We start from the raw sequence: 26,687 nt of genomic DNA, 5'->3' as shown, positions 1-26,687 counted from the left end.
TTGCCGGACCCGACCCCCGTGAACGCGCCCGTCCCCCCGCCTGCCCTGCAGGTCCGCAATCTCCGCAAGACCTTCACGCGGCCGGCGGTGGACGGGCTCGACCTGACGGTCGCGGCGGGCGAGTTCTACGCCTTGCTCGGGCCGAACGGCGCGGGCAAGACGACGACGCTGCGCATGGTGTCCGGCCTGCTGGCACCCGACGCCGGCTCCGTCTCGATCTTCGGCATGGACGCGCTCGCCGATCCGGTCGCGGCCAAGCGGATCACCGCCTGGGTATCCGACGAGCCGATGATCTACGACAAGCTGACGCCGCTGGAATACCTGGAGTTCGTGGCCGGCCTATGGGGCCTCCCGGCCGGACCGGCGGAGGCGAAATCGCGCGAATTGCTGGACTGGCTGGGCCTCGGCCCCCATGCCGACGAGCGCTGCGAGGGCTTCTCCAAGGGCATGCGGCAGAAGGTGGCGCTCGCCGGCGCGCTCGTCCACGATCCACGGCTGATCATCCTCGACGAGCCGCTGACCGGCCTCGACGCGGCCTCCGCCCGGCAGGTCAAGGACGTGCTCCTGCAGCGTGCACAGGCCGGCGGCACGGTCATCCTCACCACGCATATCCTCGAAGTGGCCGAACGCATGGCCGAGCGGATCGGCGTCATCGCGCAGGGCCGGCTGATCGCGGAAGGCACGCTGGAGGAATTGCGGCAGCGCGCCGGCCGCGCCGGCCGGAGCCTGGAAGAGGTGTTTCTCGCCCTCGTCTCGGCACCGGAGGAAACGGTTTCCGCGGACGGGGCGTCGGAGAGAACGGGAAGGTGAGCGGCAGGCCCGGCTCGCTCGGCTGGATCGCCCGGCACGAGATCCGCCTGTCCTGGCGCGACTGGGTCGGCATGATGTCGGCGGGGGGACGCCGGCGCACGCCGCGCGTGATCCTCCTGCTCCTGATCTTCGCGGCATTCCTGCATGCCGTCGCCTTCGCCACGGTCGGCCGGTTCGGCCACCTCGCCCCCCACGCCGACAGGGCGACGCTGGTGATGATCACCGGCAGCGTCTTCCTCTCCTGGTGTCTCGTTCTTTCCCAGGCGCTGGAATCGGTGACGCGCGCCTTCTACGCCCGCTCCGATCTCGACCTGATCCTGTCATCGCCGCTGCCGGCCCGAAAGATCTTCGCGGTCCGCATCGGCGCGATTTCGCTGTCGTCCGGCCTCGTCTCCATGCTGCTGGCCGGCTCCTTCATCAACGTCCTCGCCTTCACCGGCGGGCCGCACTGGCTCCTCGCCTATCCGACCGTCGCGGCGCTCAGCGCGCTCGCGACCTCGCTGGCCGTGATCGTCTGCGTGGTGCTCTTCCGCCTGCTCGGGCCGCGCCGGACACGCTTTGCCGCGCAGGTGCTGGCGGCGGTGATCGGAGCCGGCTTCGTGGTCGGCATCCAGGCGGTCGCGATCTTTTCCAGCGGCACGTTCTCGCGGCTGGCCCTGCTGCAATCGCCGGCGCTCCTGGCCCATGCGCCGGGCGAAGAAAGCCTGCTCTGGGCTCCCGCCCGCGCCATGCTGGGCGATGTGCCCGCTTTCCTGGAAACGCTGGCCTTCGGTCTCGCCGTGCTTTTCGCCACGACCGCGCTTTTGGCCGGCGAACTCGGCAAGCAGGCGGCGGCAACCTCCGGCGCGGCCCATCCGGTCGCCCGCCGCTCCGCGCGCCGGAGGCCTTTCCGCATCGCCTCCCCGGCCGCCGCGCTTCGCCGCAAGGAATGGACGCTGCTGATCCGCGATCCCTGGCTCATCTCGCAGACGCTGATGCAGGTGATCTACCTCTTCCCCGCCGCTCTCCTGCTCTGGCGCAATTACCACGACGCAGGCTCGCTGGTGGTGCTGGCGCCGGTCATGGTCATGGCGGCGGGGCAACTCGGCGGCGGGCTGGCGTGGCTGGCGATCTCCGGCGAGGACGCGCCGGATCTGGTCGCCAGCGCGCCGATCGGGCCGCGCGCCGTGATCCGCGCCAAGGTGGAGGCGGTGATGGGCAGCATCGCGCTGATCTTCGCGCCGCTCGTCCTCGCGCTGGCCTTCGCTTCGCCCTATGTGGCACTGGTCTCGATGGCCGGCGTCTTCATCGCGGCGGGTGCGGCCACGGTCATCCAGCTCTGGTTCCGGGCGCAGGCCAAGCGCAGCAATTTCCGCCGCCGTCAGACCTCATCGCGGCTCGCCACCTTCGCCGAAGCGTTCTCGTCGCTCACCTGGGCTTCCGCCGCCGCGCTCGCGGCAGCCGGCACATGGTTCGCCCTCTTCCCCGCGCTCCTCGCGGTAGCGATCCTCGGCGGCACGCGCTGGCTCAGTCCGAAAACGTGATCGAGCCTCGCCGCGAGGGGCTTGCGCGCCCCTTCGAAGCGGCCCACATTCGGGTGGTCGTCAACAATTGGAAGGAGGTGATCCAGTGTCTCATTGTCAGTATCCGCAGGCTTCGGCCGCAATGACCTGGGTTCTCGCCTCTGTCGAGAACGCCTGAACAAGGCGCCCGGGTCGCTTTGGCGGACCTCGGTAGACAATGGAAGGGCTGCTCCGGCAGCCCTTCTTTGCGTTTGGCCCCTGCCCCGCGCCAGCGACGGGAACCCTAAGGCCTCCCGCACTTTGACAGGGGATGGCGGTCTTCTTCACCAGCGACACCCATTTCGGCGACATGCGGGCGCTCCGGTTCGACCACCGGCCGTTCCCGGATCTCGACACCCACGATGCGGAGCTGATCGCCCGCTGGAACGCCGTGGTGGGGCCCGATGACGAGATCTGGCATCTCGGCGACTTCGCTTTGGGACCGCCGCAGGAGCGCGTCCGGGAAATCCTCGCTGCGCTGAACGGCCGCAAGCACCTCATCGTCGGCAACAATGACGGACCGGACACGCTGGCCGCGCCCGGCTGGGAAAGCATCGGGCACTATGCGGAAATCGAGGTGGACGACCGCCCCCTCGTTCTCTGCCATTACGCCTTCCGCACCTGGAACGGCATGAGCCGCGGCCGTCTCGATCTGCACGGCCACAGCCACGGCAAGCTGAAGAAGATCACCGGCCAGTATGATGTCGGCGTCGATGTCTGGGACTTCCGCCCGGTGTCGCTTTCCACGGTCGTGACGACGCGGCGGAGGCGCTCCCCCGCCAACGAGAACGTCGCCTCGCGCTAGGCTCCGCGCCTCAGACCGTTTGCCAGCCGCCACCGTTGCCGGCGCGAAACAGCGCGTCGATGATGCGCATGTTGGCGACGGCGTCCTCGATCGGGAACTCCCACGGCTCTTCGCCGAGGACGGCCCGGGAGAAGGCGTCGCCCTGCAGGGTATACTGGTCGGCGACCGGCATTTCCTCCACCCGCGCCGAGGCGCCGGACAGGTCCTTGCCGTCGTCGATCCTGAGGCGACACGGGATTTCCAGGGGCGCGTTGAACGGGATTTCCACCTCGATCCGCCCCTTCGTTCCGCAGATCTGCACGCGCTGGTACGGCACGAGCTGCGTGGAACAGGTGAAGGTCAGGTGACGGTTGCCGGGAAACACCGCGAGCCCGCTGGAAAGCCGGTCCGTGCCGAAGGCGGGATCGCGGTCCAGCGCCGCCACGACCCGCTCCGGCTCCGCTTCCATGATGAAACGGGCGGACGCGATGGCGTAGCAGCCGATGTCGTAGAGCCCGCCGCCGCCGATATCGGCCATGTTGCGGACGTTGCCGGGATCGTCGTTGAAGTAGGAGAAGAAGGTCTGGATCGCGCGGAGCTCGCCGATCTCGCCGCTGCGGACGATCTCGCGGGCGCGTCTCCATTGCGGATGGAAGCGCACCATGAAGGCTTCCGCGACGAGCTTGCCGGAGCGGTCCCGCGCTTCCACCAGTTGTTCGGCTTCCCCGGCCGTCAGCGCGATCGGCTTTTCGCACAGCACGTGCTTGCCCGCCTCCAGCGCCTTGATCGTCCACGGCACATGGAGGTGGTTCGGCAGCGGATTGTAGATCGCCTCGATGGCGGGATCGGCGAGCAGTTCCTCGTAGCTGCCATAGGCGCGCGGAATGCCGAGGAGGTCGGCGACCTCGCGCGCCTGCCCCTCGCTGCGCGAGGCGATGGCCTGGATCGCCGTCCGGCTGCCCTTCTGCATGGAGGGGATGACCTTGCCGGTTCCGATCTTCGCCGTGCTCAGCACGCCCCAGGCGACTTTTCCGTCCATGTTTCTCTCCCTTGGTCTTGCCCCATTATGGCCCGTCAGGCCCGCCCTTGAACAGGCGCGCCGCATGGTTTGCCCACTCTCCGGCCAAATGCGCCGTGGGGCCGCACCCGGCGCGGGTTGCGGTGCCCCTCCCATCGGACTAACCAGAGGCGTAACCGACGCTCCGGACCCCTTTCCCCATGAGTTCTCATTCCCACAGCCGCCTCCGGCGCTCCCAGGCTATCTGGCTGTCGCGGCGGATGTGGCAGCGACGCCTTGTCTTCTTCAGCGGCGCGCTCGCGGTGGGGCTCATCAGCATCGCCTTCGCGACCATGGCCAGGCAGTCGGAAGCGGTCTTCGACCGGGTGCTTGCCATCTCGCCCTGGCTCGCGCTGGCCATCAGTCCGATCGGCTTCGCGCTCTCGGCGTGGCTCTGCCGCACCTATTTCCCGGGCGCGCAGGGCAGCGGTATCCCGCAGGCGATCGCCGCCCGGCATTTCCGCGATTCCCGGCGGCGGCAGGCGCTGCTGTCCCTGAAGCTGACGGCCGGCAAGGTGCTGCTGACCTGCGTCGGCCTCGGTTGCGGCGCCTCCATCGGCCGCGAGGGTCCCACGGTGCAGGTCGGCGCGTCTCTGATGCTGCAGGTCGCGCGCTGGGGCGGCATGGGACGCGAGCGGGGACTGATCCTCGCCGGTTCGGCCGCCGGCATCGCCGCCGCCTTCAACACGCCGCTGGCCGGCATCGTCTTCGCCATCGAGGAGATGGGCCGCGCCTTCGAGCTCAGGACCAGCGGCCTGGTCCTTTCCGCCGTCATCCTGTCCGGCCTCGCTTCGCTGGCGATCATCGGCGACTACAGCTATTTCGGCGTTACGCAGGCCGAGCTGCACGGCTTCCGCGACTGGGCGATGGTGGTGGTAGCCGGCGTCGGCGGCGGCGCGCTGGGCAGCCTGTTCAGCAGCCTTGTGCTGATCGGCGGCACGACGTTCCGCCGGCTGATCGCCCCCGCCCCGACGTTCCGCGCCATCATGATCGCCGCCGCCTGCGGCCTCGTCGTCGCGATCACCGGGCTGCTCAGCCACGGCGCCACCTACGGCACCGGCTACGAGCAGGCCCGCGCGGCCGTGGAAGGCACCGGCGTCACCTGGTATTTCGCGCCGCTGAAGCTCATCGCTACGCTGGCCTCGACCCTGTCCGGCATTCCGGGCGGCATCTTCGCGCCGTCTCTCGCCGTCGGCGCGGGCCTCGGCGGGGCGCTGACGCTGGCCTTCGGCGGCTCCGTGGGCGCGCTCGCGGTGCTCGGCATGGCGGGCTATTTCGCCGGAGTGGTGCAGGCGCCGATCACCGCCTTCGTCATCATCATCGAGATGACATCCAACCACACCATGGTCATCCCCGTGATGATCTCCGCGATCCTCGGCTACGGCACGTCGCGGCTGATCAATCCGGAGGCGCTCTACCACACCATGGCGCACGCCTTTATCGAGGATCTTCGCGCCCGCGCGCCCAAGGTCGAGCCGGCACCGGAAGCCGCCGGCTGACCTGCCCGTCTCGGGCTGGAACTCCGCGCCTCGATGCAATCCCCCTAGCCAGCGGCGCGGCGCTCCCATATTGCGATCTCGTTCAACGTGAACGGGAGGATTCAAGGGTGGCCAGGCACAAGATCGGCATCGTGGGGATCGGCAAGATCTCGCAGGACCAGCATATCCCGGTGATCCGGAAGAACAGGGCTTTCGATCTCGTCGCGGTGGCCTCCACCCGTGGCCTCACCGTGGAAGGCGTGCCGCATGCCTTCCGCAACCAGACGGAGATGCTGGAAGGCGTGCCGGACATCGACGCCATCGCGATCTGCACGCCGCCGCAAGTGCGCCACGCCATTGCGCGCGAGATTCTGGCGGCAGGCAAGCACGTGCTTCTGGAAAAACCCCCGGCGGCGACGCTGAGCGAGCTGACCGACCTTGCCGACTACGCCCGCGAGCGTGGCCTCGTCCTCTTCACCACCTGGCATTCCCAGTACAATGAGGGCGTGGAAAAGGCGCGCGAATACCTCGCCCCCCGCACCGTCACCTCGCTGGACATCCAGTGGAAGGAAGACGTGCGCAAATGGCATCCCGGTCAGGAATGGATCTGGGACGCGGGCTCCTTCGGCGTCTTCGATCCCGGCATCAACGGCTTGTCCGTCGCGACCCGGATCATGCCCTCGCCGCTCTTCATCACAAAAGCGGAGCTCTTCTTCCCGGAGAATCGCGACGCGCCGATCGCCGCCAATCTCGATTTCCGTATCGGCGACGTCACGACGAACTGCCGCGCCGAATTCGACTGGCGCGAGACGGGCGATGAGAAATGGGAGATGACGGTCGGCACCTCCGACGGTTCGATCCTGAAGCTGACGCGCGGCGGCCGCATGCTGACAATCGACGGCGAGGTCGTCGTGGATGGGGCGTCGGAAGAATATGAGGGCATCTACGAGCGGTTCGACGAACTCCTGAACCGCCGGGAGGCCCATGTGGACGAGCAGCCCTTCCGGCTGGTCGCCGACGCCTTCATGTCCGGCCGGCGCATCACGGTGGAGCCCTTCACCGAGTAGCGCGCCCGCCTCGGCCCCTTCCCGTCTCCGGGCCCTTCCTCGTTCCCGGCCCTCCGTCGCTTTTCTCGGAACCTCCCCGGGCTTTCGCGCATAGAGTGGTCTGGAGCGGGGACAGCGTCTTGATCAAAAGCAGGGATGTGGATTGCCTGATCGTCGGCGGCGGTCCGGCGGGGCTCACGGCGGCGACCTATCTCGCGCGTTACCGTCGCGAGTTGCTGGTCGTCGACCGGGGCGACAGCCGCGCCTCGTGGATCCCGCTGTCGCATAATTGCCCGGGCTTTCCCGAGGGGATCAGCGGCAACGACCTCCTGAAGCGGCTGCGCGAGCAGGCCGGCCGCTACGGCGTCGCGGTGGAGCATGGCGAGATCTCCGGCCTGAAGAAGACCGAGGACGGCCGCTTCCTCGCCCATGTCGACAGCGGCGAGGTGCGCGCCCGCAAGGTGCTGCTGGCGACCGGCATCGTCGACCGCGAGCCCGACATCGACAACATCAAGCGCGTCGTGCGGGACGGCCATGTCAGGATCTGCCCGATCTGCGACGGCTACGAGGCGATCGACAAGTCCATCGCCGTGCTGGGGCCTATCGCGACGGCGGCGAAGAAGGCTCTTTTCCTGCGCACCTTCACCAGCGCCATCACAGTGCTTCCGCTCGGGCCGGATCTGACGCTGGATGACGACATGAGCGGTCGACTGGATGAGGCGGGCATCCGCGTGTTGTCCTCCCCCGTCGCCGATCTGGCGGTGGATGGCGAGGAGGTCGCCGCCCTTCTGGAGAATGGCGAGCGCTGCGAGATCGAAATTCTCTATCCCGCCATGGGCGCGGAGGTGAATTCCGGCCTCGCCGCCTCGCTGGGCGCCGAAGTGAACAAGGAAGGCTGCATCGTCACGGACGCGCATCAGCAGACTTCCCTGCCCGGCCTTTATGCCGCCGGCGACGTGGTCAACGAACTGAACCAGCTATCCGTCGCCTTCGGCCATGCCGCAGTCGCCGCGACCCACATGCACAACACGCTGCGTGAGGAAGACGCCGACGCCCGGCACTGAACGTGCCGCGCTCCGCGTGCGAAGCCGATTGCGCTTCGCCCACCCCTCGCCTAATCCGGGCCGCACGGAACTGCGACGCGGCTGGCAAGCCGGGGACGGGCCGAGGACAAGGGCGCTCACATGGCTGACCAAAAGATCATTCTGGATTGCGACACCGGCATCGACGATGCCATGGCCATGCTCTATCTCGCAGGCACGCCGGGCGTTGAGGTCGTGGCGGTCGGCACCGTTCACGGCAACACCTATTCCGATTTCGCCGGGCGGAACTGCCAGAAGGTGTTCGACCTCGTCGGCCTCTCCCATGTGCCGATCGCGATCGGCGCGGCCGAGCCGCTGGCGCAGGAACTCTCCATCAGCCCCTACGTGCACGGCGAGGACGGGCTGGGCGGCTTCGGCCCCGCGGCTCCGGTGCGGGCTTTCCAGCCGGAAACGGCCGCCGAGCAGATGATCCGCCTCGCTCGCGCCGCGCCCGGCGAATATACGATCCTCGCCGTCGGCCCGCTGACCAACCTCGGCCTGGCCCTGAAGCTCGCGCCGGACCTGCCGAAGCTGGTGAAGAAGGTCGTCATCATGGGCGGCGCGGCGGCGGCTCCCGGCAACGTGACGGCCGTCGCGGAAGCCAATATCTGGCACGATCCGGAGGCGGCGGAGGCCGTCTTCGAGGCGGAATGGCCCGTGACGATGGTCGGGCTCGACGTGACCATGCAGGCTTGGATCGGGCAGGAAGAGCTGGACCGCATGGCCGCCCGCGGCACGCCCAAGGCCCGCTTCGCCCTCGACATCCTGCAGTTCTACCTGAAGTTCTATCACGGCATTCACGGCGTCGTCGGCTGCCCGCTGCACGATCCGGCCGCCGCCATCATCGCCGCCGACGAGAGCTTCGCGGAATACGAGACGGTGCCGGTGCGAGTGGACCGCCGTGGCGAGCATACGCGCGGCATGACGGTCGCCGACCGCCGGCCGCCCCAGCGCAACGTCGACGAAAAGCCGCGTCCGCTGGTCAAGGTCGCGATGAGGATCGACCGCGACAGGCTGGTCGAAGAGTTCATGCGGGGCCTGCTCGCCTGATCGGAAGCCGGCGCGCGCCGGCTTCTCCTCAGTTGGACACGAACATCAGCGAGCGGTCGGAGCTTTCCAGCACGGCCGCCGCCACCTTGCCGAAGGATAGGCCCTCGGCCGCGCGCCGGCCGACGCCCATGACGATGAGGTTATGGCCGCCGAGGCGCGCCTCGCGCAGGATCGCATCCTCCGCGTCGATATCGAGCCGCACCACCGTGCGCAGGTTCACGCAGTAAAGCTTCGCCATGTTCTGCACTTCCGCCAGCACGGCCTCGTGGTCGCGCCGGGTCGCGCCGACGCGCTGACGCGAGTTCTTGCGGTCGCTGTTGGTGACGAAGAGCGCGGTCACGCGGGCATTGGCGGAATGGCCGATCGCCAGCGCGACCTCCGCGCCGCGGCGCGAGATCTCCGTCCCGGTAATCGGGATGAGAATGCTGAGGTCGCCCGTTTCGGGGTTGGTGAGGTGCCGCCCCCGCCCCGCCACCAGCGCCAGCGGTCCGTCGAAGCTATCCACGACCTCCGTCACGGCGTCGTCGAAGCCGCCCTTGGCGGAAGCCATGCGCGCGAGCGCCACGACCAGCATGCCGTAGCCGTTCTCAGCCTCCTTGGAGACCGCCTCGCCGAGCGGTCCCGTGGCGGTGCGGCGAGTGATGTCCAGCACCGGCTTTCCGGCGTCCTGGTCGCTGGCCGGCACCTGCGCCTCGGCGGCGGCGGCCAGCAGCGCATCGTTGTTGCCGGGCGCGGGTGCCTGCGGGTCGCCGTCCTCCCCCGTCCTCTCCGGCGCTGCGGCAAGGGGCTCCAGCAACGTCACCGGCTTGCCGCGCGGGCCCGCGAGATAGCCGACGAGACGGGAGGCAAACTTCGCCTTGGCGCTGTTGTCGGCCACGATCAGGATGCGTTCCAGATTGGGCACGAAGCCCTTTTCCTCGAAGGCCTCGCGGTCCAGCCGCTGCTTCTCTTCCTTTTCCAGCGGCAGGCGGGCCAGCGCCCAGCGAAGCGTCGGCGGCATGATCAGCGTGGTCACCACCGCCATGGTGACGATCATGGTGAAAAGGTTTTCGCTGAGCACGCCCATGGAGAGGCCGATCGTGGCGACGATGACCTCCGTGGAGCCACGCGCGTTCATGCCCGTGCCAAGGGCCAGCGATTCCCGGACGCTCAGTCCGCCGAGCCAGCCGCCGGTAAACGCGCCGCCGAACTTGCCGAGGCTGGCGATGAGGATCATGCCGAGCGTCAGCAGCGCCAGGTCCATATGCGTCGCGATCTGCGTGAGATCCGCCTGCAGGCCCGCCATGCCGAAGAAGACCGGCAGGAACAGCCCCATGGTGAGCCCCCGGATCTGCTCGTCGATCTGCCGCGTCAGGATCGGGGATTCGCCGACAAGGATGCCCGCGACGAACGCGCCCAGCACGGTGTGGACCCCGATCGCGGCCGTCGTCAGCGCCATGGCGCCCATGATCAGCAGGATCACGGCAATCACCGCGCCCTCGCTGATGAAGGTGTCGTTGGTCCAGCGGATCAGCTTGGACACGATGCGCCGGCCGACCGTGAAGCTCAGGCCCAGGAACAGCAGCGTGCCGCCGATGCTCTTGACCAGCGGCAGCACCTCCACCTTGCCGCTGGAGGCGAGGCCGAAGGTGATGGCGATGATGATCCAGCCGATCGTGTCGTCGATGATGGCGGAGGCGAGGATCACCTGCCCGACATTGCGGCGCACGAAGTTCATCTCGCGCACCACCATCGCGACGATCTTCACCGACGAGATCGACAGCGCGGTGCCGAGGAACAGCGAGGTGATCAGTCGCTCGTTGGATTCCGGGATCATGGACTGCGGCAGGAACTCGCCCAGGGCGACGCCGCAGGCGAAGGGCAGCACGATGCCGGTGATGGACACGCTGAAGGCTGCCCGCTTCACCCGACGCACCAGCGACAGGTCCGTCTCCATGCCGGCGAGCAGCAGCAGCATCAGCACGCCGAAGTTCGAGATCGCGTCGATGCCGGCCTTCTGCTCTTTCGCGGCCGGAAAGATGAAATGCTGGAGATCCGGCCAGAGCACGCCAAGCACGGAGGGACCGAGCAGCAGACCGGCGATGAGTTGTCCCATCACCGCGGGCTGGCCGAGGCGCTGCATGATCTCGCCGAGGATGCGCCCGAACAGTACGAGCACGATGATCTGCAGGAGAAGCAGCATCTCCGCGCTCATGCCGCCGACGGGCTTGCCGCCCCCCGCTGCCGCTGCCGCCAAGGCGGGAGAGATCACGAGAAACGATGCCACGAGCAGCGTCGTGCCGAGGCCGACGAGCGGCAGCAGCGATCCCGCGCTCCGGCAAAGCTTCCGCGACGAAGCGGCGGACAAATTCGTCTTCATGCAAAATCCTGAAAGAGGAGGAAGTCAGGCACCCGTGCGGCCGAACCAGATACCGATCAGCGCGCCGAGGGATACCAGAAACAGAAACGCGTTGACGAAGAGAAGCAGGTAACCCGGCAGTCGATGCGCGTCGGCCCGCGGTGGCGGCGGGCCGGGATTGATCTGCCGGTAGACGGCGGCGGCAAAGCAGAAGCCGCTGAAGAGGACCAGCACCGTGCCGACCGCGATGATGCTCCAATTGGGGATCACTCCGGCGAGCAGGCTCTTCGCGCCGACGCCGCTGGCCAGCGACGCGAGCCCGGTCCGAACCCACGCCGCATAGGTGCGCTCGGCGGCAAAGACGGTGCGGTCGGCGGCAAGCTGGGTGCGCCGATCGGCGCTGTCCTCCATCTGCTCCGTGCTGTCCTTCATCCGCTCGGCGGATTTAGCCAGCTTCTGGGCGCCCTGCTCAATCTTGTCGGCCATGCTCGCCCCTCCATGATCGATCCGGGGAGACCGATCAGTCCCCGGTGCCGCCCCCCTCAGGCCGACACTTCCGGGCGATCTTCAAACGTGAAGAAGGAGGAGCAGTTCCCGTGGTTAGGGCGCGGCCGGGGCCCCGAGCGCGTCCCGGTAAAGCGCCGCCGCGTCCTCGCTCAGCGCACGGCGGGAATCCGGGCGCGTGTAGAGCATGTGACCGCCCTCGTAGAGCTTCAGCTCGACGGGCGCGGCGCCCGCCACCGGCGGCACATGGTCGATCAGGTAGCGCGTTGTGAGGTAGGGCGTCACGAGGTCGGTGTAGCCCTGCGCGATCATCACCCGCATCGCCGGATTGAGGGCCCGCGCGCGTTGCAGATTGTCCATGACGCCGGCATAGCCCTGATCGTGCTCGCTGGTGCCATAGTCCCACTTGCCCGCGATCTCGCGGTTGAGCAGGCGGAAGCTGATGTCGGTCCTGTAGCCGAGCTCGTCGCGGACATAACCGACGAACGCGCTGGTCCAGGCCGGCACGGAGCGGTCGAGAATCGCATCGGGCGCGCGGGGATGCGGATCGGCCGGATCGTCGTCCGGTCCGCTGACCGTTCCGTCGTAGCGGCTGAGCACGCGACCGTCCTTGCGGTCGAACTCCTTGACGAAGACGGAGGGCGACACACGGCCGAACTGGCGCTGGACGACGTCGAGAGGCAGCCCGATCAGGTCGGCGACGCGGCGATCCATGTCGTCGCTCATGCGGTAGCCGGCGACGAGGCCGACGAGGTAATCGCCGAGCGCGAAACGCTCGATGTCGCCCATGCGCGCGGCCAGCGCCTCGCGGCCATGGACGCCCTGCTTCTCCAGGTTCGTCGCCGCCATCGCCGGCAGGTACATGGCGGTGGAGAGCGGGCGCAGCGGATCGCTGTCGAGGAAGGAGAACTCAAGGGCCGGCGAGATCATCACGACGCCGCTCGGCGCGATGCCGCTGTCGCCCTGCAGGCGATCGGCGAGGAGCGCCGCGCGGAAGCCGCCATAGCTTTCGCCGGCGAGGAAGACCGGCGACGTCATGCGGCCGGACTGCGCGAGGTACAGCCGGATGAACGCCGCCATGGCGTCGGCGTCCTGCTTGACGCCCCAGAAGTTCTTCTCGTCCTCCGGGTCGGCGCCGCGGCTGTAGCCGGTGCCGACGGGATCGATGAAGACGAGATCCGTCATAACGAGCCAGGTGTCTGGATTGTCTTCAAGCTTGGAAGGCGGAGGGGCGATCTCGCCATTGGCGGCGAAGACCAGCCGGCGCGGCCCGATGGCGCCGAGGTTGAGATAGGCGGAAGCGGCACCCGGGCCGCCGTTGAAGACGAAGGTGATCGGGCGCGTCGCTGCCCGGGCGGCCGGCTGCGCCGGAGCCGGGCCGTTCGCCCCGCCGCCCGTCGCGGCGGCAACGGGCTTCGCATCGGCATCGGCGGTGTAAGCGATGTAGAAGATCTGCGCCTTGGTTTCGCCCGAGCCGTCGCGAAGCGGCAGCGTGCCGGCCTTGGCGGTGTAGCTGAGCGAGCCGGTCGGCAGCGCGATGCTGTGCTGCGTGGTCGAGGCTTCCGGCAGCAGGCTCAGGATGCCGGGGCCTTCCTGCTGATGCCCCCCCTGGCGGCCACCCTGACGTCCCTGCTGTTCCCCCTGCTCCGCCGCCAGCACGCAGGCCGGCGTGATCGCCGCGACCGACAAAGCGAGCGCCGCCGCCAGAGAAAGACCGAATTTCCGCAAAACCATCACCCTGAACGTTTCCGCCACGCCGCTCTTGAAGCCTTTCGGCCCGTCTTTGACAATCGTCCGCGACGATAGGCGGCAGCGTCGGAGTGTGGCCGGGCGTTGCGCCTTCGGTCCAGCCCCTTATCTCGTTCGGCGCGCACGTTTGCGTCAGGAGAGAGCCGATGCCCTATCTCGTCGCCGCCGATTGTCCCGATGTGCCGGCTGGCCGACGCTTCCGCGATCTCCTGGCCCGGCCCGGCATCCTGCGCATTCCCGGCGCGCAGAACGGGCTCGCGGCGTTGCAGGCGAAGGCGGCGGGGTTCGAGGCGCTTTATCTCTCCGGCGCGGCCATGTCGGCCTCCATGGGTCTGCCCGATCTCGGCCTGCTGACGATGGAGGACGCCTGTTTCTTCATCCGCCAGGCCGCGCGCGCCTCCGGCCTGCCGGTGCTGGTCGATGCCGATACCGGTTACGGCGAGGCTCTCAACGTCATGCATACCGTGCGCACCTTCGAGGAGGCCGGCGCGGCGGCGCTGCATCTGGAAGACCAGCTGTTGCCGAAGAAATGCGGTCACCTCAACGACAAGCGCCTTGCCGACCCGCACGACATGGCGGCCAAGGTCGCGGCGGCGGCGAAGGCGCGGCGGCACCTCTTCATCATCGCCCGCACCGACGCGGCCGCGAGCGAGGGCATGGACGGCGCCGTCGCCCGGGCGAAGCTTTACCTCCAGGCCGGTGCCGACGCGATCTTCCCGGAGGCGCTGACGACTGCGGAGATGTTCCGCGAATTCGCCGCCCGTGTCGACGCGCCGCTCCTCGCCAACATGACGGAGTTCGGCCGCACGCCCTTCTTCACGGCCTCCGAGTTCGAGGCCATGGGCTACCGCATGGTGATCTGGCCGGTCTCCAGCCTCCGCGTCGCGGCGAAGGCCCAGGAAGAGCTTTACGCGACGGTCGTCCGCGACGGCAGCACGCGCGCCCTGCTGGATCGCATGCAGACCCGGCAGGAGCTCTACGACACGATCGGCTATTCCGATTACGAGGCGCTGGACGCCTCCATCGTCCGCTCGGTCGTCCCGGATACGCCAACAGGATCGTGATCGTCCCCGGGCGTGGTGCCATCTGGCCGAAACCGCCGCCCGCCCCAGTTCCTTCGTCCCGACAGCGAGACACCACGTCGAGACGAGGCGCCCCATGAGCGAGAACCGGAGCAACGATCCCAGGCACGAACGCGCGGGTGACCCCGATGGCGCCCGTGGCGGCGACCACGGGGGCAACCTCTCCCGCCGCAGCCTGCTTCAGGCGGGCGGGATCGGCGTGGCGGGCCTGGCCGCGGCGTCGGCGATGGCGGTTGCCGATGCGCAGACCGTGCTGCCCGCGCAGACGGACGTTCAGGTGTCGCCCCCGGTGAAGACGGCCAGCCTGCCCGGCCCGAACCCGATCGATCTCGGCAAGGTGGAGGGCAACAAAGTGTCCTTCACCAGCCTGCAGGACGCCAGCGAAGGCGAGTCCTCGCCGCCTTCCGCCCTGCTGCCGCCCGACCGGCGCGTCGGCTTCGCCATCGTCGGCCTCGGCCACCTCGCCGTGCAGCAGATCCTGCCGGGGTTCGGCTCGTCCAGGAAGGCGAAGCCCGTCGCGCTCGTTTCCGGCCGCGCGGACAAGGCCCGGGTGATCGCGTCGCAATACGGCATCAAGCCGGAGGCGGTCTACGACTACGAGAGCTTCGACCGGATCGCGCAAAACCCGGACGTGAAGGTCGTCTACATCGTCCTGCCCAATGCCATGCACAAGGAGTTCGTGATCCGCGCCGCCAAGGCCGGCAAGCACGTGCTCTGCGAAAAGCCGATGGCGACATCGTCCTCCGATTGCCGGGAGATGATCGACGCCTGCGACAAAGCGGGGGTGAAGCTGATGATCGCCTATCGCTGCCAGTACGAGCCGCATCACCGTTATCTCATGGACAGCGTCCGCAAGAAGGACTTCGGCGAGATGCGGCTGGTCCGCGCCGTCAACGGGCAGGATGTCGGCGCGATCGACCAATGGCGGCTGCGCAAGGCGCTTTCGGGCGGCGGATCGCTGCCGGACGTCGGCATCTACTGCCTGAACGCGGCCCGCTACATCACCGGCGAGGAGCCGGTGGAAGTCTTCGCCCAGATCTCCACGCCGCCGAACGACCCGCGCTTCAAGGAGGTGGAGGAAAGCGTGTCCTTCCAGCTCCGCTTCCCCTCAGGCGTGCTGGCGGAACTCTCCTGCTCCTATGGCGTCCACCGTGCGCAGACGCTGGAAGTGCATACCGCCGAGGCGCACTACCTCATGGAGCACGCCTTCCCCTACAAGGGCCAGCGGCTGCAGATCAGCCACAAGATCGGCAAGAGCGACGCCGACGTCGTGCCGAATATCGAGCAGCAGGATCAGTTCGCGCTGGAGATGGACCATTTCGCCACCTGCGTGATGGAGAACCGCGTGCCCCGCACGCCCGGCGAGGAAGGCCTGCAGGACCAGATGCTGGTGGAAGCGATCTACCAGTCGGCGCGCACCGGACAGGCGGTGAAGCTCAAGCCGGTCAGCGGCACGGATGTCACGCGAGGACCGATGCCGGAAAACGGCGCCGGCTGAGCGGGAGATGTGGCGGCACGGAGCCTAGGGTCAGGACCCATTGATGTGAGAGGCGCGATCTGATTCAGGCTCCGCGAGGAGACTGGCCATGAGCGACCTGTATTGGCTGACGGATGAGCAGATGGCTCGCCTGCGCCCGTATTTTCCCAAGAGCCATGGCAGGCCTCGGGTTGATGATCGACGGGTGTTGAGCGGCATCGTCTTCGTCAACCGCAATGGGCTGCGATGGCGGGATGCACCCAAGGACTATGGTCCGTACAAGACGCTTTATAACCGCTGGAAAAGATGGGGTGAGATGGGCGTGTTCGTCAGGATGATGGAAGGGCTGGCTGCAACGGATGCCGAGCCAAAGACTGTCATGATCGACGCGACCTACCTGAAGGCGCACCGCACGGCATCCAGCCTGCGGGTTAAAAGGGGGGCTCGGGCGGCTGATCGGCCGCACCAAAGGGGGCATGAACACCAAGCTTCACGCTGTCGCCGATGCGAATGGTCGCCCGCTCAGCTTCTTCATGACCGCAGGGCAAGTCAGCGACTATACCGGTGCGGCAGCTCTGCTGGACGATCTACCGAAGGCGCAGTGGCTACTCGGCGACCGCTGCTATGACGCCGACTGGTTCAGGGACGCTCTGCAAGCCAAGGGCATCGAACCCTGCATACCAGGCCGGAAATCCCGCAACGAACCCGTCAGGTATGACAAGCGCAGATACAAGCGCCACGGCCGTATTGAGATCATGTTCGGCCGTCTGAAGGACTGGCGGCGCGTTGCCACCCGCTACGACCGATGCCCCACGGTCTTCTTCTCCGCCATCGCGCTCGCTGCCACCGACATCTTCTGGCTATGACCGATGAGTCCTGACCCTAGTGGTCGCGGACAGTCGTCGCGGAAGCGAAGCGCGTGGCCCAGAGCGCCAGCATGAGCACAATGACCGCGGGGAAGCCGAGGCCATAGACCTCGAAAGCGGCATAGGACAAGGCGCCGCAAAGCGCGCCGACCATCAGCGACAGCCAGATCAGGCCGTTGCGGGTCCATTCCCAGCCGCCGGTTTCGCCGACGACCCGCCGGGCGATGTCACGACCGAAGCGGTAAAGCGTGCCGCTGACAAAGGTGACCCCAAGATGGGCGTCACCGGCCGAGCCGAGCGTCGAATTCTGCAGGCCCATGGCGAAGGCGAGCGGCAGCATGCCCACGAGCACGCCCGTCTTCACCGAGAGCGCGGCGGCCACCGAAAGGATCACGCCTTCCAGAAGCAGCAGCATCGGCACGGGGCGCGGCTTCACCTTCAGCATCAGGATGGTGCCGACGAAGGATCCGGCGACGAACAGCATGACGAGCGCGAAAGCCGCAACGGCCAGCCCATTGCCGCCATGGCTCAGGGCAATGCCGAGCTGGGTCGTGTTGCCGCTCATGAAGGAGGTGTAGAGGCCGCCAAGACGGAGAAATCCGATCGCGTCGACCCACCCGGCAACGCCGGTCAGCAGAAATCCATAGATGATCCGCTTGCGTTGCGAAGCGGGGGTATCTCGGTCGGGCATGTCTCGGGCAATCGGGACTCAGGCGGGAAGACGCACTATTCTCCCTGCAGCGACTTCTTTCAAGTGAGCGGCGGCCCCGAACGGCCGGCATCTCACATCGACAGCGTCTCGTGCAGCACGGCGGCAAAGTGGATAGCGGCCGCCGCCACGACGAAACTGTGCCAGATCGCCTTGTTGAAGCGCATGCGCTCGCGCAGGTGAAACACCACGCCGGCCGAATAGACGAGCCCGCCGAGACCCAGCAACACAAGCGTCGAGGGCGTCAGTGCCTCCACCAGCGGCCCGATCGCGACCAGCCCCACCCAGCCGAGCAAAAGGTAGATGGCGAGGAAGAACCAGTAAAAGCGCTCTGGTTTCCAGATCTTGATGGCGATGCCGATGCCAGCCACAGTCCATACGAATGCAGTGAGCCCCCAACTCCACGCGCCGTCCAGCCGGAGCACCGTGAACGGCGTGTAGGTCCCGGCGATCATCGCGAAGATGCCGGCATGGTCGAAGCGGCGGAAGATGTTTCGCCAGCCTTCCGCCCGCGCCATGTTGTAGAGCCCGGAAAAGGCCAGCATGGCGATCATGGCGGAGATGTAGACGAGGACCGGGGCCTGCGCTTCCGTCTCGCCGCGCCGGTTCAGCAGCAGCCAGAGCGTGACGCCGCCCGCGATCGCGCCGACCAGGCCGACCGCATGGACGATGCCGTCCGCGATCAGTTCGTCACGACGGACCGTGTTCGCCCCGTCGGACGTGCCCGCGTTCGTCTGCCCGGCCTGGGTCGAGGGCATTCCCGGTCTCTTGCTCATTTGTGCAGTGCAGCATGAGACTAAGTCCGGAGCATGACAAGGGGTCCGTGCAGCAGATATTTCCGGTGAGAAGAAGGGTTCGTCAGGCCTCGGTCAGAAGGCTAAGCAGGCGACGGGCCTCGCCGAGTTCGTCGTCGCTCACGGTGTGGCCCATGCCGGGATAGATCCGCTCCGTCACCTCGGCGCCGAGCCCGCGGAGGATTTCCGACGTGCCGTGCACCCGGTCAAGCGGGATGAGATCGTCGGCGTCGCCGCAACCCATGAAGACGGGCGTGCCTTCCAGGGAGCCGGAAAAGTCTCCGGCGCGGACGGGATCGCCGATCAACGCACCGCTGAATGCCATTACGCCGCCATAGCGGCGGGGATGCGTCGCCGCGAAATGCGTGGCGAGGCAGGCGCCCTGAGAAAAGCCGGAAAGCACGATCTTTTCCGGCGGAAAGCCGACTTCGCCGAGCGCGTTGACGAGCCCGCCAACGACCGCGAGGGCCGAGGTGAGCTTCGGCTCCTGCCGCTCCGCCGGCTCGCGGAACGTGTGCGGCAGCCATTCGTGGTCCGCCGCCTGCGGGGCCAGATAGAGCACGTCCTTGCGCCCGATCCCGTCGCCCAGCCGCAGAATGTCCTCCGCCGAGGCGTAGCGGCCGTGGAGCAGGATCATCGCCGCCTTGGCGAGCTGGAACGGGGCTCCGCCATGCAGCACGGGCAGCCCCTGGTGGGGACCGTTGACATTGGCTTTGGTCATGCCCCCGGCCTATCAGCTTAGCGTGGCATTCACCAGAGCCGGTCCCTCCGGCGCGAAGAGATGGCACGCGGCGGGGTCGACCACGACGCGCACGGCGTCGCCGGTCCGCTCCCGCATGATGCCGTTCGCCCGCACGATCAGCTGCGCGCCGTCGGCCACATCGATGTAAAGCACGGTTTCGGCACCCAGATGCTCCGCCAGCCGCACCGTGCCGGAGATCTCCGCCATGCCGCCGGTGCCGCCGTGTTGGAGCGAGAGGTGCTCCGGCCGTACACCAAGGATCACGGATTGCCCCGATGACAAGGCCTGCCCCTGCAGCGGCATGCGAAGCTCGCCGCCGCCCGGCAGGCGGATGGTGGCGACGTCGCCGGCAGCTTCCGCCCGCGCCTCCAGGAAGTTCATCTTCGGGGAGCCGATGAAGCCCGCCACGAAGAGGTTCGCCGGCCGGCTGTAGAGATCGAGTGGCGCGCCCACCTGCTCCACCTGCCCCGCCCGCAGCACGACGATCTTGTCGGCCATGGTCATGGCCTCGACCTGATCGTGCGTCACGTAGATCATCGTGGTGTTGAGGTCCTTGTGGAGCCCGCCGATCTCGATGCGCATCTGCGTGCGAAGCGCCGCGTCGAGGTTGGACAGCGGCTCGTCGAACAGGAAGACCTGCGGGTCGCGCACGATCGCCCGGCCGATGGCGACGCGCTGGCGCTGGCCGCCGGAAAGCTGCGCGGGCTTGCGGTCCAGCAGCGTGTCCAGTTCGAGCATTTTCGAGGCATGTTCCAGCCGGCGGGCCGTGTCGGCCTTTTCCGCTCCCGCCGTCCTGAGGCCGAAGGTGATGTTGTCGGCCACCGTCATGTGCGGATAGAGCGCGTAGGACTGGAAAACCATCGCGATGCCGCGCGAGGCGGGCGGTAGCCGGGTCACATCCTCGCCGCCGATCTCCACGGCGCCGGAGGTGACCTCCTCCAGCCCCGCGATCAGCCGCAGCAGCGTGGACTTGCCGCAGCCTGACGGGCCGACGAAGACGCAGAACTCGCCATCGGCGATGTGGAGATCCACGGACTTGATGACACGGACCGACCCGAAGGTCTTGTCCACGGAGCGGAGAACGACCTCAGCCATGATTATCCCTTAACGGCGCCGGCGGTCAGACCCGAGACGATCCGACGCTGGAGAATGAGCACAAGGAGGATGAGCGGCACGGTGACGATCACGGAAGCCGCCATGATGCGCCCCCACGGCAGCTCGTAGGCGCTGGCGCCCGTGATCAGCGCGATGGCGACGGGCACCGTACGGTGCTCGTTGGAGAGCGTGAAGGTGAGCGCGAAGAGGAACTCGTTCCACGCCACGATAAAGGCGAGGAGCCCCGTGGCGGCCAGCGCCGGCCCCATGACCGGCAGGAACACCCGCGTCAGGATACGCCACGGCTTCGCCCCGTCCACGATCGCCGCCTCCTCCAGTTCGCGCGGCAATTCCCGCATGAAGGAGGTCAGCACCCAGACAGTGAAGGGCAGCGTCAGGATGAGATAGCAGAGGACGAGGCCGATCAGCGTGTCGTAGAGGCCGAGCAGGCGGATCAGCTCGAACATGCCGGAAAGCACCGCGATCTGCGGGAACATCGAGACGCTGAGAATACCGAAGAGCATGGCCGAGCGGCCACGGAAACGGATGCGGCTCAGCGCGTAGGCCGCCGTCAGCGCCAGGAACAGCGAGATGATCGTGGCCGAGGCCGCGACGATCAGCGAGTTCAGGATGTTGTACGCGAAGGGCTGCTCCTTGAAGAGCGCGACGTAGTTCTCGAAGGTCGGATGGCGGGGGATGAACTCCACGGTAAAGAGCGAGGTGCCGGTCTTCAGCGAGGACACGATCGCCCAGTAGAACGGGAACACCGTGTAGACGATGATCACCGCGATCAGGATGTAGAAGAAGATGCGTCCGAAGAGACGCCTTGCACCGATCATCGCCCGTCTCCCGCAGCTGCGACATTCACCCGCCCGAAGGTGATGACGACGATCGTGACCAGCGCGACGATCAGGAACAGGAAGGTCGCCGCCGCCGAGCCATAGCCGACGTCCTGGAAGTCCACGAGTTGCTGGCGGGCATAGATCGACATGGACGCGGTGTTCTGGTTGTTGCCGGTCAGCACGTAGATCACGTCGAAGACGCGCAGCGCATCGAGGATGCGGAAGATCACCGCGACCAGCAACGCCGGGCGGATCAGCGGCAGCGTCACCCGGAAGAACACCTTGACCGGGCTCACCCCATCGACGCGGGCCGCCTCGTAGATCTCGCGCGGCAGCACCTGCAGCGCCGCCAGCAGGAGCAGCGACATGAAGGGCGTCGCCTTCCAGACATCGACGGCGATGACGGACACCATGGAGAGAAAGGGGTCGGCCAGCCACGCATAGGGCTTGGAAATCAGCCCCAGCGAGAGCAGCGCCGCGTTGATGACGCCGTAGAGGTCGTTCAGCATCCACGCCCACATGCGGGCGGAAACGACCGTCGGGATCGCCCAGGGGATCAGCACCGCCGCGCGAACGAGGCCGCGACCGGGAATATGCGCATCCAGCGTCAGCGCGATGATCAGGCCCAGCGCCGTCTCGATCGCCACCGAGATCACCGCGAAGATCAGCGTGTTGACGACGGAGCGCCACCAGACCGGGTCCTCGACCAGCGAGATGTAGTTGTCGAGACCGACGAACTGCCAACCCGACATGTCCGACAGGTTCGCATCGGTGAAGCTGAAGAACACCGTGCGGAGAAGCGGCCAGGCGGCCACCAGCAGGAGCACGATCAGCATCGGCGCGAGGAAGAGCCAGGCGGAGCGGATGCGCTGCTGCGCGAGCGTCAGGCTGGAGCGCCGGGGCGCGCTGGCGGCCGTGGGACCGGGTGTCGGAGGGAGGCCGGTTCGCCGGGGCGCGGCATCGCCGCCTCCCGGCTGGGCGCCCACTAGCCCCGCAGCCGGCCGGACTGCGGGAACGGTGGCGGGCTCGCGGGGCATGGGATCACCAGCGACCGCGGTGACTGACGCGATCGAGCGTCTTGTCCACTCCACTCATCGCGGACTTCGCATCCGACTGGCCTGACAGCACGCCATGCACCGCCTGGAAGAACGTGCTGGAAACCTGGTTGTACTTCTGGCCCGTCACCGTGGAGGGACGCGCCACCGCGTTCTCGAGGATCTGCTGGAAACCGGAGAAGAACGGGTTCGCCGCCTGCACGTCCTTGTCGGAATAGACGCTCTTGCGGCTGGGATTGAAGGAGCCCTGGATCGCCCGCCGCTTCTCTTCGTCCGCTCCGGTCAGATAGCGCACGAGGTCGGCGGCTTCCTTGGGATGGACGGAATATTTCGAGACGGCGAGCTGCTGCCCACCAAGCGTGGCGGCATGCTTGGCGTCACTTCCGTCGCCCTGAGGCAGGACGGCGATGCCGACCTTGTCCTTGATCGGGCTGTCGCCGGCATTGGCCAGCGACCAGGCATAGGGCCAGTTGCGCATGAACACGGCCTTGCCGGACTGGAAGACGCCGCGCGATTCCTCTTCCGAATAGTTGAGCACACCGGCCGGCGAGATGGTGCCGATCCAGGTCCTGGCCTGCTCCAGCGCCTTGATCGCCTGGGGATTGTCGATGCTCACCTTGCCCTTGTCGTCGACGATGGTGCCGCCGCCATAGGAATAGACCCATTCCAGCGCGTTGCAGGTGAGGCCCTCATAGGAGCGGCCCTGCCAGACATAGCCCTGGATATCCGGGGTCGCGGACTTTTCGCCGTCCATAACCGCCTTGGCGGTGTCGGCGAGCTCGGCCCAGGTGGTCGGGACCGGCTTGTGATACTTGTCGAGGAGGTCCTTGCGATAATAAAGGAGGCCCGCATCGGCGAACCACGGCACGGCCACGAGCTTGCCGTCGACGGTGTCGTTGGCGATCAGGGTCGGGAAGAAGTCGCCCTTCTGGTCGGCAGGGACGGCGTCGGCGAGGTCGATGAAGTGGGTGGCGAGGATGCCCGGCCACACCGCGTCGATCTGGAAGACGTCGATATCCTTGGAATGGGCGGCCAGCAGCGTCTGGTAGAGCGAAAGCCGCTCATTGGCATCCGGCGGCGTGGAAACGAGCTTGACCTGGTTGCCGGTCTGCTTGGCCCAGGCATCCGCACCGGTCTGGCAGAGCTGAAGCTCGATGCCGAGGGAGGAGCAGGAGATGGCGACCGTGACGCCTTCGGCCTGCGCGGACGACAATACTGCAAGAGAGCCGAAGGTCAGCGCGGTGGCGGCCAGTAAAGCCCTGATCATTTCTTGTCCTCCTCATGATCACTTTTTTGCCATCATTACCAAAGGAACGGCAAAGAGCCAGAGAAAGATCCTCAAATCGTCATCAACGGGAGATGCGCCGGGCCACGTGAAATTTTTCGCTGCGGCCGGGAACCGTCTGGAACACTCGTGCTTTCCAGATCTTACGCGCCTGCGGTTCAGGCGCCGCGGTTGGGGGATCGCCATGTTGAAGACTTATGCCCGCGCGGCCCTGATCGGGCTGGGCCTCGCCGCTGCCGTCACCGTGAACGGAGCGCCGGCTTCGGCCGCGCCGGTGGTCGTATCCTCCAAGATCGATACGGAAGGCAGCCTGCTCGGCAACATGATCAAGCTCGTTCTGGAAAAGAACGGCATCCAGGTGACGGACCGCATCAGCCTCGGCGCGACGCCTATCGTGCGCAAGGCGATCACCGCGGGCGAGATCGACCTCTATCCCGAATATACCGGCAACGGCGCCTTCTTCTTCAACAAGCAGGATTCCGACGTCTGGCGCGACGCGCAGAAGGGCTATGACGAGGTCAAGAAACTCGACTACGACGCCAACAAGATCGTCTGGCTGACCCCCTCGCCCGCCAACAACACGTGGGCCATCGCCGTGCGGGGCGAAGTTGCGTCGAAGAACAACCTCAAGACCATGTCCGATCTCGGCAAGTTCGTGGCCGGCGGCGGCAACATCAAGCTGACCGCCTCCTCCGAATTCGTGAACTCCGCGGCCGCCCTGCCCGCCTTCCAGAAAGCCTACGGCTTCACCTTCAAGCCCGACCAGTTGCAGGTGCTGTCCGGCGGCGACACGGCCGCGACCATCAAGGCGGCGGCCGAACAGACCGGCGGCTCCAATGCCGCCATGGTCTACGGCACCGACGGTGCCATCGCCGATGTCGGCCTCGTGGTGATGGACGACGACAAGCACGTCCAGCCGGTCTATGCGCCGACGCCGATCATCCGCGAGGCCGTGCTCAAGGCCAACCCGAAGATCCCGGACCTCCTCGCTCCGGTCTTCAAGGCGCTGGATCTCAAGACGCTGCAGACACTGAACAGCCGCATCTCCATCGGCGGCGAGGCGGCGCAGGACGTGGCGAAGAGCTGGCTGACCGAGCACGGCTTCCTGAAGTGATCGTGGGCGCGCTCACCCATCCGGGCGCGCCGTTTTCCATGAACCGTCTTCTCCGCGACCGGGTGGGCCTGCTCTGTTTCGCTTTCGTGGCGATCGGCACCGTGGCCCTGCCCTTCCTCGCCTTCCAGCCGAACCGGATCCTGAGCGGCGTGGGCTACCGGCTCTGGCAATTGCCCGACATGTGGCTGGGCGCCGGGTCGGCGCTCCTGCTCATCGCCTGCGGAACGGTGTCGCTGACCGTCCCGGACCAGCGATTGAAGGCGCTGGCGGCAAGCGTGGGCCTCGTGGCGCTGCTTCTTTCCGCCAGCCTCGCCGCTTCCACGCTGATCACGCCGGACAAGCCGCTTGCCCGCGTATCGCTCGGCAGCGGCTTCTGGATCGCGCTCTTCGGGCTGGGCCTGCTCGTCACCAATGCCCTTGTGCGGCTTCGCGTCCGGCCGCTGGTGCGCATCGCGCTGGTGGTGCTGGCGCTGGCGATCCTTCTCGGCATTCTCGGCAGCGGGGTCGCCCGCAACCTTTCGATCATGCGGGAATACCGGACGAACCACGACGTGTTCTGGACAGCGCTCGGCTGGCACTTGGTGCTGGTCGCAGGCAGCCTGATCCCGGCGCTGGCCATCGGCCTGCCGCTGGGTCGCCTCGGCTTCCAGTCGCGCCGCGTCCGTCGGGTGCTGATCCCCGTCCTCAACATCTTCCAGACGACGCCCAGCATCGCCTTGTTCGGCATCCTGATCGCGGTGCTGGCCGGTCTGATCGCCGCCTGGCCCGGCCTCACGCGCATCGGAATCCACGGTATAGGCTCCGCGCCGGCCCTGATCGCGCTGGTGCTTTATTCGCTGCTGCCCATCGTCACCAACACCATTGCCGGGTTCACGGGCGTCGATCCCGCCATGGTGGAGGCGGCGCGCGGCATGGGCATGACGCGCCGGCAGCGGCTCTTCCAGCTGGAAATCCCACTCGCGCTGCCAGTGATCCTGACCGGCGTCCGCATCGTGCTGGTGCAGAATATCGGGCTTGCGGCGGTGGCCGCCCTGATCGGCGCGGGCGGGCTCGGCACATTGGTCTTTCGCGGCATGGGGCAGACGGCGATGGACCTCGTCCTGCTCGGCGCGGGGCCGATCATCATCCTGGCGCTCGTCGCGACGGTGCTGATGGACGCGCTGGTCGACGCGGTGGATTCGAGGAAACGATGATCACCCTGCAGAATCTCACCAAGATCTATGGCGGCGTCAAAGCCGTGAACGATGTCAGCCTGACGATCCCGGACGGCGAACTCTGGGCTCTCGTCGGCACCTCCGGCTGCGGCAAGTCCACGACGCTGCGCATGGTGAACCGGCTGATCGAGCCCTCCTCCGGCTCCATCCAGATCGACGGCGTCGACGTCATGGCGATGAACCCGCAGGCGCTGCGCCTCGGCATCGGCTACGTCATCCAGGGCATCGGCCTCTTTCCGCACCGGACCATCGCGGAGAACATCGCGACCGTTCCGCGCCTGCTCGGCTGGAAGCGGGGCCGCATCGCGGAGCGCGTGGACGAACTGCTGCACCTCTTCAGCCTCGCGCCCGGCGAGTTCGCGCGCAAATATCCGCATCAGCTTTCCGGCGGGCAGCAGCAGCGGGTCGGCGTCGCCCGCGCGCTCGCGGCGGAACCGCCGATCCTGCTGATGGACGAGCCCTTCGGCGCGCTGGACCCGATCACCCGCGCGCGGCTGCAAATGGAGTTCGCGCAGATCCAGAAGCGGCAGAAGATCACCGTGATCTTCGTCACGCACGACATGGACGAGGCGTTCCTTCTGGGCGACCGCATCGCCGTCATGGACAAGGGCCGCGTCCTGCAGGTGGAGACGCCGGAGAACCTGCTGCGCCGGCCGCAGCCGGGCTTCGTCAGCGATTTCATCGGCCTCGACGACCGTGTGATCCGGCTCCTGTCGCTCCGCACAGTCGACGAGGCGGTGCGGCCCGCCGCCCCCGGCCGCTGGCGCGAGGCGGACGGAGCGATCCTGGATGGGACGACCGGCAAGCCCGTCGCTCCGGTCCGCCCGGGCGACACCATGCGCGAGGCGGCTTCCCGCATCATCTGGGAGAACACCGACGTGCTGCCCGCCGTCGATGCCGGGGGGCACGTGGTCGGCGAGGTGCTGGCCTCGCAAATCTGGGCGCAGGGCAGCCGGTGACGCGCGCGCGCGCC

The 26,687-nt window shown here is 67.3% G+C and carries 24 protein-coding genes; 13 read left to right on the top strand and 11 right to left on the bottom strand.

Annotated features, from left to right (window positions below; all coding sequences use genetic code 11):
• The 3 genes from BMY25_RS02480 (at nucleotide 1) to BMY25_RS02470 (ending at nucleotide 3,156) form a co-directional block, all read left to right on the top strand.
• On the top strand, nucleotides 1-810 hold the full coding sequence (locus BMY25_RS02480) for an ABC transporter ATP-binding protein (RefSeq protein ID WP_092494974.1): 810 nt from the start codon (nucleotides 1-3) through the stop codon (nucleotides 808-810).
• Nucleotides 807-2,333 carry a permease gene (locus BMY25_RS02475; RefSeq protein WP_092494973.1) on the top strand — a complete coding sequence of 509 codons (1,527 nt, stop codon included), beginning with the start codon at nucleotides 807-809 and terminating at the stop codon, nucleotides 2,331-2,333. Before BMY25_RS02480 ends, BMY25_RS02475 begins: the two co-directional genes overlap by 4 nt.
• A 289-nt stretch (nucleotides 2,334-2,622) precedes the next feature.
• On the top strand, nucleotides 2,623-3,156 hold the full coding sequence (locus BMY25_RS02470) for a metallophosphoesterase family protein (RefSeq protein WP_092494972.1): 534 nt from the start codon (nucleotides 2,623-2,625) through the stop codon (nucleotides 3,154-3,156).
• Nucleotides 3,157-3,166: 10 nt separating this feature from the next.
• On the opposite strand, the gene BMY25_RS02465 is transcribed toward BMY25_RS02470, so the two are convergent.
• Entirely contained in the window at nucleotides 3,167-4,174 is a 1,008-nt protein-coding gene (locus BMY25_RS02465; protein WP_092494971.1) for a Gfo/Idh/MocA family protein, read from the bottom strand.
• A gap of 179 nt (nucleotides 4,175-4,353) precedes the next feature.
• Between BMY25_RS02465 and BMY25_RS02460 the strand changes: the two genes are divergently transcribed.
• The 4 genes from BMY25_RS02460 to BMY25_RS02445 all read left to right on the top strand — a co-directional run bounded on the left by BMY25_RS02460 (nucleotide 4,354) and on the right by BMY25_RS02445 (nucleotide 8,848).
• Entirely contained in the window at nucleotides 4,354-5,691 is a 1,338-nt protein-coding gene (locus BMY25_RS02460; RefSeq protein WP_092494970.1) for a chloride channel protein, read from the top strand.
• Nucleotides 5,692-5,798: 107 nt separating this feature from the next.
• On the top strand, nucleotides 5,799-6,737 hold the full coding sequence (locus tag BMY25_RS02455) for a Gfo/Idh/MocA family protein (RefSeq protein WP_092494969.1): 939 nt from the start codon (nucleotides 5,799-5,801) through the stop codon (nucleotides 6,735-6,737).
• A 119-nt stretch (nucleotides 6,738-6,856) separates the two neighbouring features.
• Entirely contained in the window at nucleotides 6,857-7,780 is a 924-nt protein-coding gene (locus tag BMY25_RS02450) for an NAD(P)/FAD-dependent oxidoreductase (protein WP_092495177.1), read from the top strand.
• Nucleotides 7,781-7,900: 120 nt separating this feature from the next.
• On the top strand, nucleotides 7,901-8,848 hold the full coding sequence (locus BMY25_RS02445) for a nucleoside hydrolase (protein ID WP_092494968.1): 948 nt from the start codon (nucleotides 7,901-7,903) through the stop codon (nucleotides 8,846-8,848).
• Nucleotides 8,849-8,876: 28 nt separating this feature from the next.
• Here BMY25_RS02445 and BMY25_RS02440 read toward each other — a convergent pair whose 3' ends face one another.
• From BMY25_RS02440 to BMY25_RS02430, 3 genes are all read right to left on the bottom strand, one after another.
• Entirely contained in the window at nucleotides 8,877-11,207 is a 2,331-nt protein-coding gene (locus BMY25_RS02440) for a cation:proton antiporter domain-containing protein (RefSeq protein ID WP_092494967.1), read from the bottom strand.
• A 24-nt stretch (nucleotides 11,208-11,231) separates the two neighbouring features.
• Nucleotides 11,232-11,672, bottom strand: a complete 441-nt coding sequence (locus BMY25_RS02435) for a YidH family protein (protein WP_177176663.1) — start codon at nucleotides 11,670-11,672, stop codon at nucleotides 11,232-11,234.
• A 114-nt stretch (nucleotides 11,673-11,786) separates the two neighbouring features.
• Nucleotides 11,787-13,424, bottom strand: coding sequence for a S10 family peptidase (locus tag BMY25_RS02430; RefSeq protein ID WP_143061857.1), 1,638 nt, complete (start codon nucleotides 13,422-13,424; stop codon nucleotides 11,787-11,789).
• Between the two features lie 161 nt (nucleotides 13,425-13,585).
• On the opposite strand from BMY25_RS02430, the gene prpB reads away from it, so the two are divergent.
• The 3 genes from prpB (at nucleotide 13,586) to BMY25_RS02415 (ending at nucleotide 16,864) form a co-directional block, all read left to right on the top strand.
• On the top strand, nucleotides 13,586-14,503 hold the full coding sequence (gene prpB / locus BMY25_RS02425) for a methylisocitrate lyase (RefSeq protein WP_092494965.1): 918 nt from the start codon (nucleotides 13,586-13,588) through the stop codon (nucleotides 14,501-14,503).
• A gap of 94 nt (nucleotides 14,504-14,597) precedes the next feature.
• Entirely contained in the window at nucleotides 14,598-16,019 is a 1,422-nt protein-coding gene (locus BMY25_RS02420) for a Gfo/Idh/MocA family protein (protein ID WP_092494964.1), read from the top strand.
• 88 nt (nucleotides 16,020-16,107) lie between these two features.
• A protein-coding gene (locus BMY25_RS02415) for an IS5 family transposase (RefSeq protein WP_092494963.1) occupies nucleotides 16,108-16,864 on the top strand; the annotation gives its coding sequence in 2 pieces (ribosomal slippage) (nucleotides 16,108-16,433 and nucleotides 16,432-16,864; 759 coding nt in all).
• 16 nt (nucleotides 16,865-16,880) lie between these two features.
• Here BMY25_RS02415 and BMY25_RS02410 read toward each other — a convergent pair.
• The 7 genes from BMY25_RS02410 to BMY25_RS02380 form a co-directional block, all read right to left on the bottom strand.
• Nucleotides 16,881-17,555: a YoaK family protein gene (locus tag BMY25_RS02410; RefSeq protein WP_092494962.1), complete on the bottom strand. Its 675-nt coding sequence runs from the start codon at nucleotides 17,553-17,555 to the stop codon at nucleotides 16,881-16,883.
• 92 nt (nucleotides 17,556-17,647) lie between these two features.
• Entirely contained in the window at nucleotides 17,648-18,331 is a 684-nt protein-coding gene (gene trhA, locus BMY25_RS02405) for a PAQR family membrane homeostasis protein TrhA (RefSeq protein ID WP_177176662.1), read from the bottom strand.
• A 100-nt stretch (nucleotides 18,332-18,431) separates the two neighbouring features.
• A complete protein-coding gene (locus BMY25_RS02400; protein WP_092494960.1) occupies nucleotides 18,432-19,088 on the bottom strand; it encodes an alpha/beta hydrolase in 657 nt (218 codons plus the stop codon).
• 12 nt (nucleotides 19,089-19,100) lie between these two features.
• Nucleotides 19,101-20,204 carry an ABC transporter ATP-binding protein gene (locus BMY25_RS02395; RefSeq protein ID WP_092494959.1) on the bottom strand — a complete coding sequence of 368 codons (1,104 nt, stop codon included), beginning with the start codon at nucleotides 20,202-20,204 and terminating at the stop codon, nucleotides 19,101-19,103.
• A gap of 2 nt (nucleotides 20,205-20,206) precedes the next feature.
• Nucleotides 20,207-21,043 carry a carbohydrate ABC transporter permease gene (locus tag BMY25_RS02390; protein ID WP_092494958.1) on the bottom strand — a complete coding sequence of 279 codons (837 nt, stop codon included), beginning with the start codon at nucleotides 21,041-21,043 and terminating at the stop codon, nucleotides 20,207-20,209.
• Entirely contained in the window at nucleotides 21,040-22,083 is a 1,044-nt protein-coding gene (locus BMY25_RS02385; protein WP_092494957.1) for a carbohydrate ABC transporter permease, read from the bottom strand. Before BMY25_RS02385 ends, BMY25_RS02390 begins: the two co-directional genes overlap by 4 nt.
• Nucleotides 22,084-22,087: 4 nt before the next feature.
• Nucleotides 22,088-23,368, bottom strand: a complete 1,281-nt coding sequence (locus BMY25_RS02380; RefSeq protein WP_092494956.1) for an ABC transporter substrate-binding protein — start codon at nucleotides 23,366-23,368, stop codon at nucleotides 22,088-22,090.
• Nucleotides 23,369-23,570: 202 nt separating this feature from the next.
• Between BMY25_RS02380 and osmF the strand changes: the two genes are divergently transcribed.
• The 3 genes from osmF to BMY25_RS02365 are packed head-to-tail and all read left to right on the top strand — an operon-like array spanning nucleotide 23,571 to nucleotide 26,673.
• Nucleotides 23,571-24,500, top strand: coding sequence for a glycine betaine ABC transporter substrate-binding protein OsmF (osmF, locus tag BMY25_RS02375; protein WP_092494955.1), 930 nt, complete (start codon nucleotides 23,571-23,573; stop codon nucleotides 24,498-24,500).
• Between the two features lie 2 nt (nucleotides 24,501-24,502).
• Nucleotides 24,503-25,693, top strand: coding sequence for an ABC transporter permease (locus tag BMY25_RS02370; protein ID WP_238858112.1), 1,191 nt, complete (start codon nucleotides 24,503-24,505; stop codon nucleotides 25,691-25,693).
• Nucleotides 25,690-26,673 carry an ABC transporter ATP-binding protein gene (locus tag BMY25_RS02365; RefSeq protein ID WP_092494954.1) on the top strand — a complete coding sequence of 328 codons (984 nt, stop codon included), beginning with the start codon at nucleotides 25,690-25,692 and terminating at the stop codon, nucleotides 26,671-26,673. The genes BMY25_RS02370 and BMY25_RS02365 overlap by 4 nt, the downstream gene beginning before the upstream one ends.
• The last annotated feature ends 14 nt before the right edge of the window (nucleotides 26,674-26,687 follow it).

It is taken from the genome of Faunimonas pinastri, from assembly GCF_900110915.1.
GTDB lineage: Bacteria > Pseudomonadota > Alphaproteobacteria > Rhizobiales > Afifellaceae > Faunimonas > Faunimonas pinastri.
The sequence above is the reverse complement of the archived record's forward strand: the minus strand, read 5'-3'. Positions and strand labels throughout refer to the sequence as shown.

Coding starts and splice junctions, on each gene's coding strand:
- BMY25_RS02385 (WP_092494957.1), bottom strand. CDS start 22,083: ATGCCCCGCGAGCCCGCCACCGTTCCCGCAGTCCGGCCGGCTGCGGGG.
- BMY25_RS02435 (WP_177176663.1), bottom strand. CDS start 11,672: ATGGCCGACAAGATTGAGCAGGGCGCCCAGAAGCTGGCTAAATCCGCC.
- BMY25_RS02470 (WP_092494972.1), top strand. CDS start 2,623: ATGGCGGTCTTCTTCACCAGCGACACCCATTTCGGCGACATGCGGGCG.
- BMY25_RS02410 (WP_092494962.1), bottom strand. CDS start 17,555: ATGCCCGACCGAGATACCCCCGCTTCGCAACGCAAGCGGATCATCTAT.
- BMY25_RS02440 (WP_092494967.1), bottom strand. CDS start 11,207: ATGAAGACGAATTTGTCCGCCGCTTCGTCGCGGAAGCTTTGCCGGAGC.
- BMY25_RS02465 (WP_092494971.1), bottom strand. CDS start 4,174: ATGGACGGAAAAGTCGCCTGGGGCGTGCTGAGCACGGCGAAGATCGGA.
- osmF (WP_092494955.1), top strand. CDS start 23,571: ATGTTGAAGACTTATGCCCGCGCGGCCCTGATCGGGCTGGGCCTCGCC.
- BMY25_RS02430 (WP_143061857.1), bottom strand. CDS start 13,424: ATGGTTTTGCGGAAATTCGGTCTTTCTCTGGCGGCGGCGCTCGCTTTG.
- BMY25_RS02420 (WP_092494964.1), top strand. CDS start 14,598: ATGAGCGAGAACCGGAGCAACGATCCCAGGCACGAACGCGCGGGTGAC.
- prpB (WP_092494965.1), top strand. CDS start 13,586: ATGCCCTATCTCGTCGCCGCCGATTGTCCCGATGTGCCGGCTGGCCGA.
- BMY25_RS02380 (WP_092494956.1), bottom strand. CDS start 23,368: ATGATCAGGGCTTTACTGGCCGCCACCGCGCTGACCTTCGGCTCTCTT.
- trhA (WP_177176662.1), bottom strand. CDS start 18,331: ATGCCCTCGACCCAGGCCGGGCAGACGAACGCGGGCACGTCCGACGGG.
- BMY25_RS02445 (WP_092494968.1), top strand. CDS start 7,901: ATGGCTGACCAAAAGATCATTCTGGATTGCGACACCGGCATCGACGAT.
- BMY25_RS02395 (WP_092494959.1), bottom strand. CDS start 20,204: ATGGCTGAGGTCGTTCTCCGCTCCGTGGACAAGACCTTCGGGTCGGTC.
- BMY25_RS02390 (WP_092494958.1), bottom strand. CDS start 21,043: ATGATCGGTGCAAGGCGTCTCTTCGGACGCATCTTCTTCTACATCCTG.
- BMY25_RS02460 (WP_092494970.1), top strand. CDS start 4,354: ATGAGTTCTCATTCCCACAGCCGCCTCCGGCGCTCCCAGGCTATCTGG.
- BMY25_RS02400 (WP_092494960.1), bottom strand. CDS start 19,088: ATGACCAAAGCCAATGTCAACGGTCCCCACCAGGGGCTGCCCGTGCTG.
- BMY25_RS02365 (WP_092494954.1), top strand. CDS start 25,690: ATGATCACCCTGCAGAATCTCACCAAGATCTATGGCGGCGTCAAAGCC.